Origin of the sequence: Rhodoferax lacus, from assembly GCF_003415675.1 — a bacterium.
Taxonomy (GTDB): domain Bacteria; phylum Pseudomonadota; class Gammaproteobacteria; order Burkholderiales; family Burkholderiaceae_C; genus Allorhodoferax; species Allorhodoferax lacus.
This window is the reverse complement of sequence record NZ_QFZK01000012.1, coordinates 25,198-40,818: the sequence shown is the minus strand read 5'-3', so window position 1 is coordinate 40,818 and position 15,621 is coordinate 25,198. Positions and strand designations below refer to the sequence as shown.

16 protein-coding genes are annotated in these 15,621 nt (G+C 63.2%); 13 read left to right on the top strand and 3 right to left on the bottom strand.

Translation table 11 applies throughout. From position 1 onward, the window contains the following. Positions 1-13: 13 nt before the first annotated feature. From DIC66_RS16440 to DIC66_RS16420, 5 genes are read left to right on the top strand one after another with little or no spacing between them, the layout of a single operon-like run. A complete protein-coding gene (locus DIC66_RS16440; RefSeq protein WP_117179177.1) occupies positions 14-1,588 on the top strand; it encodes a putative porin in 1,575 nt (524 codons plus the stop codon). Continuing rightward, positions 1,575-2,444: an ankyrin repeat domain-containing protein gene (locus tag DIC66_RS16435; protein WP_158558924.1), complete on the top strand. Its 870-nt coding sequence runs from the start codon at positions 1,575-1,577 to the stop codon at positions 2,442-2,444. The genes DIC66_RS16440 and DIC66_RS16435 overlap by 14 nt, the downstream gene beginning before the upstream one ends. Next, positions 2,444-3,082, top strand: coding sequence for a hypothetical protein (locus tag DIC66_RS16430; RefSeq protein WP_117179173.1), 639 nt, complete (start codon positions 2,444-2,446; stop codon positions 3,080-3,082). Before DIC66_RS16435 ends, DIC66_RS16430 begins: the two co-directional genes overlap by 1 nt. A gap of 22 nt (positions 3,083-3,104) precedes the next feature. Beyond that, positions 3,105-3,836 (top strand): DsbC family protein, encoded by a 732-nt coding sequence (locus tag DIC66_RS16425; protein ID WP_117179171.1) that lies wholly within the window; start codon positions 3,105-3,107, stop codon positions 3,834-3,836. A 22-nt stretch (positions 3,837-3,858) separates the two neighbouring features. After that, a complete protein-coding gene (locus DIC66_RS16420) occupies positions 3,859-4,356 on the top strand; it encodes an arsenate-mycothiol transferase ArsC (protein WP_117179170.1) in 498 nt (165 codons plus the stop codon). A gap of 8 nt (positions 4,357-4,364) precedes the next feature. On the opposite strand, the gene DIC66_RS16415 is transcribed toward DIC66_RS16420, so the two are convergent. Further along, the gene (locus DIC66_RS16415) at positions 4,365-4,574 is read right to left on the bottom strand and encodes a hypothetical protein (protein ID WP_117179168.1); all 210 of its coding nucleotides are present in this window, start codon (positions 4,572-4,574) and stop codon (positions 4,365-4,367) included. Between the two features lie 171 nt (positions 4,575-4,745). On the opposite strand from DIC66_RS16415, the gene DIC66_RS16410 reads away from it, so the two are divergent. Next, a complete protein-coding gene (locus DIC66_RS16410) occupies positions 4,746-5,405 on the top strand; it encodes a phosphatase PAP2 family protein (protein WP_117179166.1) in 660 nt (219 codons plus the stop codon). Between the two features lie 74 nt (positions 5,406-5,479). On the opposite strand, the gene DIC66_RS16405 is transcribed toward DIC66_RS16410, so the two are convergent. Further along, positions 5,480-5,836 carry a histone protein gene (locus DIC66_RS16405; protein WP_117179164.1) on the bottom strand — a complete coding sequence of 119 codons (357 nt, stop codon included), beginning with the start codon at positions 5,834-5,836 and terminating at the stop codon, positions 5,480-5,482. A gap of 161 nt (positions 5,837-5,997) precedes the next feature. Continuing rightward, positions 5,998-6,975 (bottom strand): LysR family transcriptional regulator, encoded by a 978-nt coding sequence (locus tag DIC66_RS16400; protein WP_233505966.1) that lies wholly within the window; start codon positions 6,973-6,975, stop codon positions 5,998-6,000. Positions 6,976-7,164: 189 nt separating this feature from the next. On the opposite strand from DIC66_RS16400, the gene DIC66_RS16395 reads away from it, so the two are divergent. The 7 genes from DIC66_RS16395 (at position 7,165) to DIC66_RS16365 (ending at position 15,621) form a co-directional block, all read left to right on the top strand. After that, entirely contained in the window at positions 7,165-9,273 is a 2,109-nt protein-coding gene (locus DIC66_RS16395; RefSeq protein ID WP_117179249.1) for a bifunctional rhamnulose-1-phosphate aldolase/short-chain dehydrogenase, read from the top strand. 40 nt (positions 9,274-9,313) lie between these two features. Beyond that, entirely contained in the window at positions 9,314-10,603 is a 1,290-nt protein-coding gene (gene rhaI, locus DIC66_RS16390; protein WP_117179162.1) for an L-rhamnose catabolism isomerase, read from the top strand. A gap of 132 nt (positions 10,604-10,735) precedes the next feature. Further along, complete coding sequence (gene rhaS, locus DIC66_RS16385; protein WP_117179160.1) at positions 10,736-11,728, top strand: rhamnose ABC transporter substrate-binding protein; 993 nt, start codon at positions 10,736-10,738, stop codon at positions 11,726-11,728. Between the two features lie 83 nt (positions 11,729-11,811). Next, positions 11,812-13,341: a sugar ABC transporter ATP-binding protein gene (locus tag DIC66_RS16380; protein WP_117179158.1), complete on the top strand. Its 1,530-nt coding sequence runs from the start codon at positions 11,812-11,814 to the stop codon at positions 13,339-13,341. Further along, positions 13,338-14,333, top strand: a complete 996-nt coding sequence (locus DIC66_RS16375; protein ID WP_117179156.1) for an ABC transporter permease — start codon at positions 13,338-13,340, stop codon at positions 14,331-14,333. The genes DIC66_RS16380 and DIC66_RS16375 overlap by 4 nt, the downstream gene beginning before the upstream one ends. Then, on the top strand, positions 14,330-15,292 hold the full coding sequence (locus tag DIC66_RS16370) for an ABC transporter permease (protein WP_117179154.1): 963 nt from the start codon (positions 14,330-14,332) through the stop codon (positions 15,290-15,292). Before DIC66_RS16375 ends, DIC66_RS16370 begins: the two co-directional genes overlap by 4 nt. Further along, positions 15,289-15,621, top strand: a complete 333-nt coding sequence (locus DIC66_RS16365; RefSeq protein WP_117179152.1) for an L-rhamnose mutarotase — start codon at positions 15,289-15,291, stop codon at positions 15,619-15,621. Before DIC66_RS16370 ends, DIC66_RS16365 begins: the two co-directional genes overlap by 4 nt.

The following is a 15,621-nucleotide window of genomic DNA, read 5'->3' as shown; positions in this document are numbered from 1 at the left end:
AGTAAGAATTGCCATGTCGTACAAGAACCTGAAGAGAAATGCGTCGGCCGCGGCCTGCGCCGTGTTGCTGCTGGCCACCCTGGGCCCCGCCCACGCCGATGAAGCCCAAAGCCTGGAGGCCCTGCGCCAGACCACCCTGGGCCTGATCCAGGCGCTGGTGCAGCAGGGCTTCCTGACCCAGGAGAAGGCCGACCAGCTGGTGCGCCAGGCGCAGCAGAAGGGCAACACGCCCTTGGCGGCAGTGCCTGAGAAGGCCGACAAGAAGGAAGTGGCACCCATCCGCGTGCCCTATGTGCCCGAGTTCCTGAAGAAGCAGATCACCGACCAGGTGCGCGAGGAAGTGATCGCCCAGGCCAAGGCCGAGCGCTGGGCCGATGCCAATGCCATCCCCGAGTGGGTGGACCGCGTGAAGGTGGAGGGCGATATGCGCGTGGGCCTGCAGACCGAAGGCTACAGCAGCCAAAACGCCGCCTCGGCCGCTTACCTGGCCGCCAATGGCCAAGCCATCAATGAGATGAGCGACGACCGCACCCGCCTGCGCATGCGCGCTCGCTTGGGCGTGAATGCCAAGGTGACGCAGGACCTGTCCACCTCGCTGCGCCTGACCACCGGCTCTGCCGCCGACCCGCTATCCACCAGCCAGACGCTGGGTGCTTCAGGCACCAAGACCAGCTTTGCGCTGGACCGCGCCTTCATGCGCTACCACGATGACGAGGCGCTGCCCTGGCTGACCGCCACCGCAGGCCGCATGGCCAACCCCTGGTTTGGTACCGACCTGGTCTGGAACGACAACCTGACGCTGGACGGCGTGCAGGCGCAGTTTGACCCGGCCGCCAAGAGCGACGCGGTGTGGCGCCCCTTTGCCGGCACCGGCCTGTTTGCCTTGCAGGACATCGAGACCTCGGTTTCCAACAAGGGCAAGTCCAAGTGGATGGTGGGAGTGCAGGGCGGTGTGGAATGGGTGCCCGACACCAACAAGCGCGCCAAGATTGGCCTGGGCTATTACGACTACCAAAACGTGAGCGGTGTGCGCAACAGCTTTGGCACCACCACCACCAACAGCACCGCACCGGGCTTCCGCCAAAAGGGCAACACGCTGTTTGACATTGCCAATGATGGCGGTGCCACCTCGCTGTACGCATTGGCCAATGACTACCAGATCCTCAACCTGACGGCCATGCTGGACCTGAACCTGTACGACCCCGTGCATGTGATCTCCACGCTCGACTATGTGGAGAACATTGGTTTTAGCCAAAGCAAGACGCTGGACCGCACCGGCATCAACGTGGCACGCCAGACCACGGGCTACATGGCCCGTGTGGCTGTGGGTATGCCCAGCATGCTGCTGCGTGGCGACTGGCAAGCCAGCGTGGCCTACCGCTACCTGGAAGCGGACGCGGTGCTGGATTCCATGACCGACTCGGACTTCCATCTGGGTGGCACCAACAACCGTGGCTATGTGCTGGGCCTGCAATACGGGCTGGGCCGCAACAACTGGGTGAGCGCACGCTGGCTCTCCAGCAATGAAGTGTCGGGCCCGCCCCTGACCGTCAATGCCCTGCAGGTCTATTTCAATGCCAAGTTCTAAGCAGCCCAGCCACGCGCGCTCCCTGCTGTCCTCGTTGGGGCTGGGGCTGTGCGCGTTTGTGCAGCTCTCGGGCTGCGCCCTGCCGCCCGAGCAACTGGCCTATCGCCAGCGCCTGGAAGCCGGAGTGCAGACCCCGCAAGACACGGTGCGTTTTCGCACCACGCGCGAAGAACAACAGCGGCTGGTAGCCAGTGCGCCGGAGTGGCCGCAGGCCAGCAACCCACGGGCAGGAGCCGAGTTGATGAAAGCTGCCAGCGCAGGTGACCTGGGCGCCACCAAGGCCGCCCTGCTGGCCGGCGCACGCGTGAACGCCAGCAACGAATGGGGCAGCACGCCGGTGCTGCTGGCCGCCCAACAGGGGCAGGTGGATGTGGTGCGCACGCTGTTGCGCGCCGGTGCCGCCCCCGATGGACGCGGCGGCCCCATGACGCCCCTGGCCGCAGCCGCGTTGGGAGGACACGCCGAGGTGATCAAGCTGCTGCTGGCCAGTGGTGCCCAGCCCGACACCAGCACCGAGACCGGCGAGCCCGCACTCATGCTGGCCGTGCGCATGAACCGCTTGTCCGCCGCGGCAGCCCTGCTGGAGGCCGGTGCCAGCCTGAAGGTGCACAACCGCCAGGGCGATGGCCTGGTCATGGTGGCCATTACCGAAGATTTCCCGGAAATGTTGGCCCTGCTTTTGAAGCATGGCGCCAGCCCCAACACCCCTGACCGCGATGGCCTCACGCCCCTGTATTGGGCCGAGTACCTCAAGCGCGATGGCATGGTGCCCACGCTGCTGGCAGCCGGTGCCAGCCCGCATGTCAAGAAGATTGCATTGCCCACCAGCGGCAGCTATGTGTTTGGAGAGTTTTGATGAAGTACCCCTTACTGGCCCTGGTGTTGCTGGCCTGCTGTGCAGCCGGTGTGGCGCACGCTGAAGACAAGCCCGGTGCCCGCGAGCGCGAGGCCTTGCGTCGCACCCAGGCGCAGTTGCAAACCGTGCAGCAGGCCCAGACAGCCCTGCAGGACAAGCTGCGTGTGACCGACGAAGAGAAGGCGGCGCTGGAGCAGCGCATCAAGGGTGTGCAGTCGCGTGCGGCGGCCGATGGCCAGAAGAACAAGCAGCTGCAGACGGCCCTGGATGCCGCACAACTTGACAACACCACCGTGCAGGCCGCCAAAGCCGACCTGGAGCAGCGCCTGAAGGCGTCGCAAGAGCGCGTGGCCGTACTCGAAAAAGAACTGGCCCAGACCGGCGCGCAGCTCAAGACCTCCGAGGGCGCCCTGGTCAGCCGCAACCGCCAGGTCAACGCCTGCGAGAAGCGCAATACCGAGCTCTATGGCCTGGGCCGCAAGCTGGTGGCGCAGTGCCAGGACACCGCCCGCGTGGATGCGGCCCAGCTGCTGCCGCAATTCACGGGTGCCAAGCGCGTGGCCTTTGAAACCCTGATGGAAGACTACCGCGACAAGCTCGACACTGAGCGCCTGCTGCCCACCGACCTGGCACAGTAAGCCTTACCGAAAGCCCGCTGCCATGAAGAACACCTGCTCCACCCTGCGCCGCTTGGGCCTGGGGATTTTGCTGGCCGGCGTGAGCCTGGGCCTGTGCGCGCAAGAAGCCGCCATCCGCAAGAACCTGGCCAAGCGCCTGCCCGAGTTCAAAACCATTGACGAGGTGGTGAAGCTGCCCATGCCCGGCCTGTACGAGGTGCGCGCCAACGGCACCGAGATCTATTACACCGACGCCCGGGGCGACTACATCCTCAAGGGCAGCCTGCTCAACACCCGCACCCTGCAGGACATGACCAAGGAGAAGATGGACAAGGTCATCGCCGTCAAGTTCGAAGACCTGCCAAAGCGGGATGCCTTCACCATCGTGCGGGGCAATGGCCAGCGCAAGATCGCCGTGTTTGAAGATCCCAACTGCGGCTTCTGCAAGCGCTTCGAGAAAGACTTCGAGAACGTGGACAACGTTACGGTGCATGTGTACCTGTACCCCATCTTGGGGCCGGACTCGGTGGAGAAGTCCAAGAAAATCTGGTGCGCCAAAGACAAGGCACAAGCCTGGAAGGACTGGATCCTGAACCAGGTTCCCTTGACCGGCGGCATCATGCCCTGCGACACCACCGCACTGGACCGCAACCTGGAGTTCGGCCATCGTTACCGCATCGAAGGCACCCCCACCCTGTTCCTGTCCGATGGCCGCCGGGTGCCGGGTGCGGTGGATGCCAAGCAGGTAGAGAAGCTGCTGTCCGAAGTGCACTGAGCCGCAAGCTTAAGATAGGCCCATGCACCGGTCGCTTACCAACGTACTTTTTGTCTCCGAAACCAATGCCTGCCGCAGCCTTCTGGCTGAAGCCTGCCTGAGAAACATTGGCAAAAACCGCTTCAAGGTTTTTTCTTGCGGCGTGCCGGGGAAGGTGGCTGAAGCGCCCAGCAGCTGGACCCTGCTGGCCCTGCAAACCACGGGCATACCTTCCAAGGATTTGCGTTGCAAGCCCTGGACCGAGTTCACCCGCAATGGTGCGCCGCGTATGGACTTTGTGATTTCTCTGGATGCCAGCACCGCCGGGGACCACCCCATGTGGCCGGGCCAGCCAGAGACTGCCCTGTGGGACTACCCTGCGCTGGTGCAGAAAAAAGGCAAGGGGGCCGAGCTGGGTCTGGCTACGGTGCAGACCCTGGTGTCATTGCGCAGGCGCCTGGAACTGCTGGTCAGCCTGCATTCCAAAGGCCATACCCGCTCGGAACTGCGCCACGACCTGCGTGACCTGAGTTACGTGTAAGCGCAAACTCAGACGTGCGCGTCTGACTGTTTGCTGCGGGCCATCGGGCCTTGCTTGTGGAATCTTCTCTCGGCGTTATTGATCCTGGGCCCGGCCGGGACAGCCGCCCGGCGCTTGGGGATAGCCTCCCGCACGCTTTGCACCAGGGGATCGCTTTCTCCATAGCGGCTTGCCAGATCACTGGCAAGCGCTTCTAGCCGGTCTGTTTTGCGGGTCATGGTTCCTGCTCCTGATTCATTTCTGAACTGCCATTGTGGGACAGTTGGGCCGTTTCAGGCTGACGCAAAACAAACAACGCGGCAAATGTATGACACAGAGTGCGAAAGGGTTGGTGCCGCAATAGGCACACACAAAAACCGCCAGCAGGGTGGCCCCGTAAAATCAAAACCATGAACTTTCTGGACGCCTTGCACACCCTGCCGTATTGGCAACTTCTGACCCGCCTGGGCGAAGCCGAAATCCTGCTGCCAGTGGCCGTGCTGACCGCCATCGCGCTGTTCTTCCAGCAAGGCAAACGCCGCCTGGCTGTGGTCTGGATGGGGCTGATTGCCATGGCCATTCTGGTCACTGCGGCCAGCAAGATTGCCTTCATTGGCTGGGGGCTGGGCTTTGCGTCCATCAACTTCACCGGCGTGTCCGGTCACGCCATGTTTGCAGCTTCCATCTATCCCATGCTGATGGTGACCTTTCTGGCGGGGGACACACGCGCTGGGCTGCGACGGGCCCTGTTGCTGGGTTGTGCGCTGGCCTTGCTGGTGGGTGTGAGCCGCATTGCGGTGGGCGCGCATTCCTGGTCGGAAGTGGTGGCGGGCTTGCTGGTGGGGGCTGCAGTCACGGCAGCGGTGCTGGCCGTATCGCGTGCGGGCAGTCTGCGCATGCCGGTATTTGTGCCGCTGGCACTGCTGGCCTGGATGTCCATCACGCCAGCCCAAATGCAGGCCTCGCAATCCCATTCCCTGGTAACCCGCGTCGCTTTGAATCTGTCGGGTCACGTGGTGCCCTATACGCGCAATGACTTGTTGCGCAGTGCGCGGCAACAGGTGTCTTGAATTCGGATCTGGATCTTCAGCGTTGCACTGAGACCGTACCGTCAGACCGCAGGCGCGGTCTGACGGACTAACGCTTACTTGGCCTTGGCAGCCTTCTTGGCCACAGCCTTCACAGCCTTGGCGGGAGCAGCAGGAGCGGCAGCGGGAGCGGCCTTCAGTGCGGTGCGCTGGTCTTTCAGTGCTGCGATTTCAGCGCTGAGCTTGGCCTTGCGTTCGTTCAGCTTGGCCAGGTTGCCATTGATCTTGGCGATGGCCTTGGCAGCCTTCGACACAACGGGAGCCTTCTTGGCCACGGGCTTTGCAGCTGGCTTGGCAGCAGCTTTCACTGCGGGCTTGGCGGCGGGCTTTGCCACCACTTTGACGGCCTTCGCAGGAGCCGCTTTGACGGCCTTGGTTGCAGCCTTGGGAGCGGATTTTTTTGCAGTTGCCATGATGTTGATTTCCTTTTGGTTTATTCGGCGGTGTCGAAAATAAAACGCAGATACTGAGCCGTGTCATACGCGCGTCACGGGCGATTATCGTGTAAACGTGCGCTATCCCCTACCAAACGCGATGCAGGCGTGCAGCGCAGTGTCTGTTTCCTGCAATGCGGCTACATGCGGCAACGTGCAAAACGTGCGCCGTGGGCCAGCACAAAGTCCTTGAAAGCACCGTTCACACCGGCCAACAAAGAGTCGCGCCGGTGCAGAAAACACCAGTCCAGCATCTTGGGCATATCGTCCAGATGCAGCACCGCAAGCCGCCCGGCCTCCAACTCAATCTGGAAGGTGTGCGCCGACAAAAAGCTGATGCCCATGCCCGCCATCACCGCCTGCTTGATGGTCTCGTTGCCCGAGAGTTCCATCGACACTTTCACCTGCAGCGCCTGCGCCTGCACCAGGTGTTCAAAAAACTGGCGCGTGGCGGACTTGGGTTCGCGAAAGATAAAGGGCTCGTCCTTGAGCGCATCCCAGTAGATGCGGCGCTTCTTCGCCAAAGGGTGGTCGGCCGCAGCCACGATGCAATGCGGATGCTGCGCAAAGGTTTCGGCCTCCACATCGGCCTCAGACGGCGGGTAGCCGGCAATGGCCACATCAAGCTGGTGCTCCTGCAGCATGGACAAAATGGCATCGCGCCGGTCCACCGTGAGCTTGAACTTCAGGCCCGGCCACTCCTTGGCAAAAGCCATCAGCAGCTTGGGTGCAAAGTAATGCGCCGTGGGCACCACGCCCAGATGCAGGAGGCCGCCCTTGCTGCCCTCGGTCATGTGGAAGGCGGCCACCGCTTCCTCGGCGATCTGCACCTGGTTGAGGATGCGCCGCGCGTGGCGCAGCATCTCTTCACCGGCCTGGCTGAGCGTGATCTTCTTGCCCTGCTTGACCAGCAGCTGCAGGCCCAGGTCGGCCTCCATCTGCTGCAACTGCATGGACACGGCCGGTTGTGTGACGCTCATCTGCTCGGCGCCGCGCGAGTAGCTCAGGTGGCTGGCCACGGCCTCGAACAGGCGCAGCTGGCGCAGGGTCAGATTCTTCAGGCGGGAAATCCCTGAGTTTGTTGCGCTGCCAGAAGGCTTGCCTGGTTTGGCTTTCATTGGTGTTTTCCCGCGGTGGTAGACCCTGTGTGCGTGCCTGGGAGTACAGGCCGTACGGCGCTTGCCTGTGGCGCGCCGCTCTGGCTGGCAATGTATCAGCATTGCTTATCGGTTTCATAAAAATATATGCGTGGCGCCTGTGGCGTGGGCTGTCTACAGTCCACCCCAATCTTCAGCACTACCGACACCATGACATCCACCCACGCACCCGCACCCTTTCCCACCTGGAACCAGAGCCACGCCGCCACGCTGGATGCGTCTGGCTTGCTGCTGTACCGCTCCAACCTGCTGGGCTCGGACCTGCGCATCACCAACTACGGCGGCGGCAATACCTCGGCCAAGATCGTGCAACAAGACCCGCTGACCGGCCAGGATGTGACCGTCTTGTGGGTCAAGGGCTCGGGCGGCGATGTGGGCTCCATGAAGCTCGACGGCTTTTCCACGCTCTACCTGGACAAGCTGCAGGCCCTGCAAGGCATTTACCGCGGCCCGGAGCATGAAGACGAAATGGTGGCCTACCTGCCGCATTGCACCTTCAACCTCAACCCGCGCGCCGCCAGCATCGACACGCCCCTGCACGCCTACCTGCCCTTTGCGCATGTGGACCATATGCACCCGGACTCGGTGATTGCGATTGCGGCCATGGCCAATAGCGAAGCACTGACGAAGAAAATATTTGAAGGCACGGTGGGCTGGCTGCCCTGGCGCAAGCCCGGCTTTGAGCTCGGCCTGATGCTGCAACGCTACCAGGCAGAGCACCCGCAGCAGCGTGGTCTGGTGCTGGCCGGTCACGGCCTGTTCACCTGGGGGGCGGACGCCAAGTCCTGCTACGAGAACACCGTGGGCGTGATCGAGCATGCGCAGAACTGGCTGGCCAAAGAGAGTGCGGCCAAGGGTGCGGCCAGCTTTGGCGGCGTGGCCCGCGCCGCGCTACCGGTGGCCGAGCAGGATGCCACGCTGGCCAAGCTGTTGCCCGTGCTGCGCGGTCTTGCCAGCAAGACCGGCCACAAGCTCCTGCATGTGGACCGCCAGGCCACGGTGATGGAATTTGTGAACAGCCGGGACCTGGCACCCCTGGCCGCCCTGGGCACCTCCTGCCCCGACCATTTCCTGCGCACCAAGATCTGCCCCATGCTGGTGGAAGAGGCGGTGTATGCCCTGGAAGGCAAAGCCCTGGCGGAAGCCTTGGAAAGCAAATTGGTGGCCTACCGCGCCGGTTACGCCGCCTACTACGAACGCTGCAAGCGCGCCAACAGCCCCGCCATCCGCGATGCCAACCCGGTCATCATCCTGCTGCCCGGCATCGGCATGGTGTCCATTGCCAAGGACAAGGCCACGGCCCGCATTGCGGGTGAGTTCTATGTGAACGCCATCAACGTGATGCGCGACGCCAACGCGGTGGACACCTATGTGGGCCTGCCCGAGCAGGAGGCCTTTGACATCGAATACTGGCTGCTTGAAGAAGCCAAGCTGCAGCGCATGCCTAAAGCCAAACCCCTGGTGGGCAAGGTGTCGGTGGTCACCGGTGGTGCCGGTGGCATTGGCCGCGCGATTGTGGAGCGCCAGCTGCAGGAAGGTGCCTGCACCGTGCTGCTGGACATTGATGCCGCAGCCTTGGACACCACCGTGGCCGAGCTGTCCAAAAAGTACGGTAAAGACGTGGTGCGCGGCGTGGTCTGCGATGTCACCAGCGAAGCGTCCGTCATGGCGGCGTATGCCCAAGCCACCATCGAATTTGGCGGTGTGGACATTCTGGTGTCCAACGCCGGTATTGCCTCGGCCGCGCCGATTGAAGACACCACGCTGGCCCTGTGGAACCGCAACCAGAGCATTCTGGCCACCGGCTACTTCCTGGTGGGCCGCGAAGCCTTCCGCCTGATGAAGGCGCAAGGGCAGGGCGGCTCCATGGTCTTCATTGCCAGCAAGAACGGCATGGTCGCCAGCAACCAGGCCGTGGCCTACTGCGCGGCCAAGGCGGCCGAGATCCAGCTCTCGCGCAGCTTTGCACTCGAAGGCGCACCGCTGGGCATCCGCTGCAATGTGGTCAACCCCGATGCGGTGATACGCGGCAGCAAAATCTGGACCGGCACCTGGAGCCAGGAGCGGGCTGCGGCCAACAAGGTGGACGAGCAGGACCTGGAAGCCTTTTACCGTGACCGCTCCATGCTCAAGCGCAGCGTGTTCCCCGAAGACATTGCCGAAGCCACGTATTTCTTCTGTGCCGAACACCTGAGCGCCAAGAGCACGGGCAACATCCTCAATGTGGATGCGGGTAACCTCGCCGCCTTCACGCGCTAAGCAGTACAAGAACACAAGAACACAGGAACACAAGACCACCATGGCACCTATTTCCAAAGACCAGATCCTGGCCCACAACGCCACACTGCAACGCCACGCCGATACCGACTACGAATACCTGGGCGAGCAACTGGCCCGCCGCAACATCGATATCGACACCATCAAAACGCAAGTGGCATCCTTCGGCGTGGCCATCCCCAGCTGGGGCGTGGGCACAGGCGGCACCCGTTTCGCCCGTTTTCCGGGCATGGGCGAGCCGCGCCACGTGTTCGACAAGCTGCAGGACTGCGGCGTGATCCAGCAACTGGCCCGCGCCACACCCACCGTGTCCCTGCACATCCCCTGGGACAAGTGCTCGGACTGGAGCGAGCTGCGCCAGACGGCCGCCAGCTACGGCCTGGGCTTTGATGCCATGAACTCCAACACCTTTTCCGACCAGAAGGACCAGTCGCACAGCTACAAGTTTGGCAGCCTCACGCACGCCGACGCTGCTACGCGCGCCCAGGCCGTGGCCCACAACATCGAGTGCATCGAGATTGGCCAGAAGCTGGGCAGCAAGGCGCTCACCGTGTGGGTGGGTGACGGCAGCAACTTCCCCGGCCAGCAGCACTTCCGCCGCGCCTTTGACCGCTACCTGGAGAGCACGCGCCAGATCTACGCCGCGCTGCCGGGTGACTGGCGCATGTTCCTGGAACACAAAATCTGCGAGCCGGCGTTTTACAGCACCGTGATCCAGGACTGGGGCAGCAGCTTCATGGCAGCCAGTGCTTTGGGCACCAAGGCCCAGTGCCTGGTGGACCTGGGCCACCACGCGCCCAACGTCAACATCGAGATGATCGTGGCGCGCCTGATTGCCGCGGGCAAGCTCGCGGGCTTCCACTTCAACGACAGCAAGTACGGCGATGACGATCTGGATGCAGGCAGTGTGGCCCCCTACCGCCTGTTCCTGGTGTTCAACGAACTGGTGTCGGCCGCGCATGAAGGCGTCACCGGGTTCGACCCGGCCTACATGCTGGACCAGAGCCACAACGTCACCGACCCGATCGAGAGCCTGATGAGTAGCGCCGCCCAAGTGCAGCAAAGCTATGCCCAGGCCCTGATCGTGGACCGCGCCGAGCTCGATGCCGCGCAAACCGCCAACGACGCCCTCATGGCCAGCCGTGCCTTGAAGCGCGGCTTTGAGACCAACGTCACCCCCATCCTGCAGCGTGTGCGCGCAGAAGCCGGTGGTGCCATAGACCCGATTGGCGCCTACCGCGCCAGCGGCTACCGCCAGCAAGTTGCCAAGGACCGCCCGGCGGTGGTAGGCGGCAGCGGCGGCATTGTGTAAGGGCGCTTGCGTGAGCAGGTGTTCCACCCCCATCGAGTCCCATGCTGCTGTGGTGTTCACAGCGGCAGGCATCGAGACCGGCCCGACATTTTTGTGGGCCATTTTTGCAGTAACAACATCCAGGAGACACGTATGAAAAAGCAATTGAAGACCCTGTTGGCCGTCGCACTCAGCGCCGCGCTGGTCAGCCCCGTATTGGCCGCCGACAAGATCGCGCTGGTCGTCAAGAGCCTGGGCAACGGCTTCTTTGACGCCGCCAACCAGGGCGCACAGGAAGCCGCCAAGGAACTCAAAAACGTCGAGGTGATCTACACCGGCCCGGCCAAGGCCACGGCCGAAGGCCAGATCGAGATCGTCAATTCGCTGATCGCGCAAAAGGTCTCTGCCATCGTCATCTCCGCCAACGACCCCGACGCCCTGGCACCCAGCCTCAAGCGCGCCATGGAACGCGGCATCAAGGTCATCTCGTTTGACTCGGGCGTGCGCAAAGACGGCCGCATGATGCAGCTCAATGCCTCCAGCAATGCGCTGATCGGCGAGAAGCTGGTCACCATGACCCAGGACGCCATTGGCAACACCGGCGAAGTCGCCATCCTCTCCGCCACCGCGCAGGCCACCAATCAGAACATCTGGATCGAGGAAGCCAAGAAGGTCCTGGCCCAGCCTGCCTACAAGGGCCTCAAATTGGTCAGCGTGGTGTATGGTGATGACCAGACCGACAAGAGCTACCGCGAAGCCCAGGGCCTGTTCAAGAGCTACCCCAACCTGAAGGCCATCATCGCCCCCACCACCGTGGGTGTGGCCGCTGCCGCCAAGGCCGTCCAAGACGAGAAAATGGTCGGCAAGATTTATGTCACCGGTCTGGGCCTGCCCTCCGAGATGGCTGGCCACGTGAAGAGCGGCGCCGTGAAGTCGTTTGCCATTTGGAACCCGATTGACTTTGGTTACGCTGCCGTCATGGCCGCCAGCCAGTTTGTCTCCGGCAAGGTCACGGGCAAGCCCGGTGAGGTGGTGTCCCTGGGCCGTGTGGGCTCGGTAACACTGGATGCCAACAGCGAAGCCCCCATGGCCAAGCCCTTCACCTATGACGCCTCCAACGTCGAGAAGTTCGCCAAGTTCTTCTGAATCGGCTGAATGGTTGGTTAAATGGATGGGCAACCCTGCCTGGGTGGGGTTGCCCTTTTTATTGCAAAACTGGAATTCGCTACATGTCTGAAGTGTTGCTAAGCCTCTGCGGCGTGCACAAAAGCTATGGTGCCACCCGCGCCCTGCGCGGGGTGGACCTGGAACTGCGCGCCGGTGAAGTGCTGGCCCTGGTGGGTGAGAACGGCGCGGGCAAGTCAACCCTGGTCAAGATGCTGACCGGCGTGGTGCCCATGGACGAGGGCGCCATCCAGCTCAAGGGCCAGCCCCAGCGCTTCACCAACGCGCAGGACTCGCAGGCCGCCGGCATTCTGGCCGTGCACCAGGAAACGGTGATGTTCGAAGAACTCAGCGTGGCCGAAAATATTTTTGTGGGCCGCCACCTGATGCGCGGCCCCTTTGTGCACTGGGCCGCCATGAACGCCCAGGCCCAGACCGTGCTCGACGACATCGGTGCGCGCTTCACCGCCACCACCCTGGTCAAAGACCTGAGCCTGGCCGAGCGCCATCTGGTGGAGATAGCCCGGGCGCTTTCGCAAAAGGCACTGGTGGTTATTCTGGATGAGCCCACCGCAGCACTCTCGCAGGCCGAGATCCGCGACTTCTATGGCATCGTGCGCAAGCTGCGCGACCAGGGCGTGGGCGTGATCTTTATCACCCACAAGTTCGACGAAATTTTTGCTGTGGCCGATCGCTACCTGGTGCTGCGCGATGGCGCGGCCGTGGGCACGGGCGCGATTGCCGATGCCACGGAACAGGAGCTGGTGCGGCTGATGGCCGGGCGCGAGATCGACCAGATCTATCCGCACATCCACGCCACCCCCGGCGACGAGGTGCTGACGGTGAAGAACCTGTCGCACCCCACTGAATTCCAAGGCCTGCATTTCAGCCTGCGCCGTGGCGAGATCCTGGGCTTTTACGGCCTGGTGGGCTCCGGACGCAGCGAGGCCATGCTGGCCATCATGGGCCTGAACCCACAAGCCTCGGGCGACTTCACCGTGCTGGGCCAGAAGCTCGACGCCAAGCGGCCCGGCGACGCCATTGCCGCAGGCATTGCCTATGTGCCGGAAGAGCGCCAGCGCCAGGGCGGCATTCTGAGTTTTTCGGTGCAGGACAACATCAGCCTGGCGGGCTTGTCGCGGTTTGCCACCGGGCCGTGGCTCTCAGCCATCAAAGAGTCGGCCCTGTGCCAGCGCATGACCGAGCGCCTGCACATCAAGACCGCATCACCCCACACCTTGTTGTCGGGCCTGTCGGGCGGCAACCAGCAGAAGGTGGTGATCGCCAAGTGGCTGGGGCTGGACCCCAAAATCGTGATTCTGGACGAGCCCACCAAGGGCATTGACGTGGGCGCCAAGCAGGCCGTCTACCAACTGATTGCCGAGATGGTGAAGGAAGGGTTGGCCGTGATCCTGGTGTCTTCTGAGTTGCCCGAGGTCACGCACCTGGCACACCGCGTCATCGTCATGCGCCGCGGCTTGCAGGTGGCGGAATTTGCCGGTGAAGCCATTCAGGCCGAGGCGATTGTGGCCGCGGCCTCCGGGCTGGATGGCTCCAGCGAACACGCGCTGGCCGCAATGGGAGCCCACGCATGAACACGCTCAAGAAAAACGCAAGGACCGTGCGACGTGAGTGGCTGCTGCTGCTCATCATCGTGGTCATTGCCCTGGCCGTGGGCGCCCGCGCGCCGGTGTTCCTGACCTGGCGCAACGGCCTGGACATTGCCAACGACTCGGCCATCCTGGCCATCCTGGTGATGGGCCAGATGCTGGTGCTGCTGACCCGCGGCATTGACCTCTCGGCGGCCTCCAACCTGGCGCTCACCGGCATGGCCTGTGCGCTGGTGGGCAAGGCTTTTCCCGGGGTAGATATCGTGGTGCTGATTGCGTTGGCACTGGCTATCGGGGCGCTCTTGGGCAGCATCAACGGCTGGCTGATCACCGGCTTCAACCTGCCGCCGATTGTGGTGACCCTGGGCACGCTCTCGGCCTACCGCGGCGCCATCTTTGTGGCCAGCAAGGGTGCCTGGATTTCGGACCAGGATATTCACGTGGCCATCAAGGGCCTTCCGCGCGAAGTCTGGCTGGGCTTGCCCGCGCTGGTGTGGTTTGCCCTGGTGGTGCTGGCGCTCAGCGCCGTGTTCCTGAACCTGCGCTGCGCCGGGCGCGAGATCTACGCGCTGGGCGGCAACCCGCATGCGGCCACCTATGTGGGCATCAATGTGCCGGCACGTTTGCGTCTGGTCTACACGCTCTCGGGTGCGTTGGCAGGGCTGGCCGGTCTTCTGTGGGTGGGGCGCTATTCCATCGCCTACACCGAGCTCGCTGCGGGCTATGAGCTCACCGTGGTGGCTGCCTGCGTGATTGGTGGCGTGAGCATTGGCGGCGGTGTGGGCAGCGTGCTGGGTGCGGCACTGGGCGTGCTGTTCATTGGCGTGGTCAATGGGGCCCTGCCGGTGATACAGGTCTCGCCCTTCTGGCAGCAAGCCATCTCGGGCGCGGTGATTCTGATCTCGGTGGCGGTCAATGCGCGCTCGCAGCGGCGTGCGGGCCGCCAGATTCTGGAACGTCAGGGAGCAGCGGCATGAAGGCCTGGAACACTTGGGAACGCGTGCTGCTGGCACTGCTGGTGGTGTTGCTGGTGGTGTTTGGCATCAGCCAGCCCGGCTTCATGAGCGCGGACACGCTGGCCGACAGCACCTTCAACTTCAGCGAGAAGGGCATCCTGGCGCTGGCCATGGCCCTGCTGATTGTCTGCGGTGAAATCGACCTGTCGATTGCCGCCATCCTGGCCCTGTGCTCGCTGGCCATGGGCTACGCCATGCGCGCTGGTGCCGGGCCTGTGGGCATAGGCGCTGCTGCAGTGCTCACCGGTTGCGTGGCCGGGGCCGTCAACGGCGTCCTGGTCACACGCTACAAGTTGCCCTCGATTGTGGTGACCATCGGCACGCTCTCGCTCTACCGGGGCCTGGCCCTGGTGGCGCTGGGGGACCAGAGCATCTCGGGCTACCCGGAGGTGTTTTCCACCCTGGGCAATGCGTATATCGGCGAGGTGATCGGTGTGCGCTGGCTCATCATCCCCATCGAGTTCGTGTTGCTGATGGTCTTTGCGGTTGCGGTGGGTTTGTTTTTGCACCGCACGGTGATGGGTCGTCGCGTTTACGCCATTGGCGCCAACCCGGTAGCCGCACGCTTTTCCGGTATCGAGGCCGACCGCTACCGCTTCTTGCTGTTTGTGTTTGCCGGGCTGATGGCTGCTGTGGCCGCCATATTGCTGACCGGGCGCATCGGCAGCACGCGGCCCAATATCGCCATGGGCTGGGAGCTGGACGCCATCACCATGGTCATCCTGGGTGGTGTGGCCATTGAGGGCGGGCGCGGCAGCATTGTGGGCACCATGCTGGCGGTGCTGCTCTTGGGCCTGTTCACCTTTGGCATGGGCATGGCCAATGTCACCGGCATCGTGATGTCCATGGTGATTGGCATCTTGCTGATTGTCTCCATGGTGTTGCCACGCCTCCTGAAACGCAAAGGAGCGCACGCATGAGTACTGCCAGCCCGACCGAAAAAATTGCCTTTCGCATGTTCCTGCATGAGGGGCAGGTGGCCGAGTACCAGCGCCGCCACGATGCCATCTGGCCCGAGCTCAAGGCCTTGCTGACAGAGGCAGGTGTGCGTGACTACAGCATCTACATGGATGCCCAGCACCACGTGCTGTTTGCCGTGCTGCACCGCCTGCCCGGCCACACCATGGAAACCCTGCCGCAGCACCCGGTGATGCAGAAGTGGTGGGCCTTTATGGGCGACATCATGCAGAGCAATGCCGACGGCTCGCCCGTGGTCGAAGCCTTGCCCTGCATGTTTCATATGGACTGA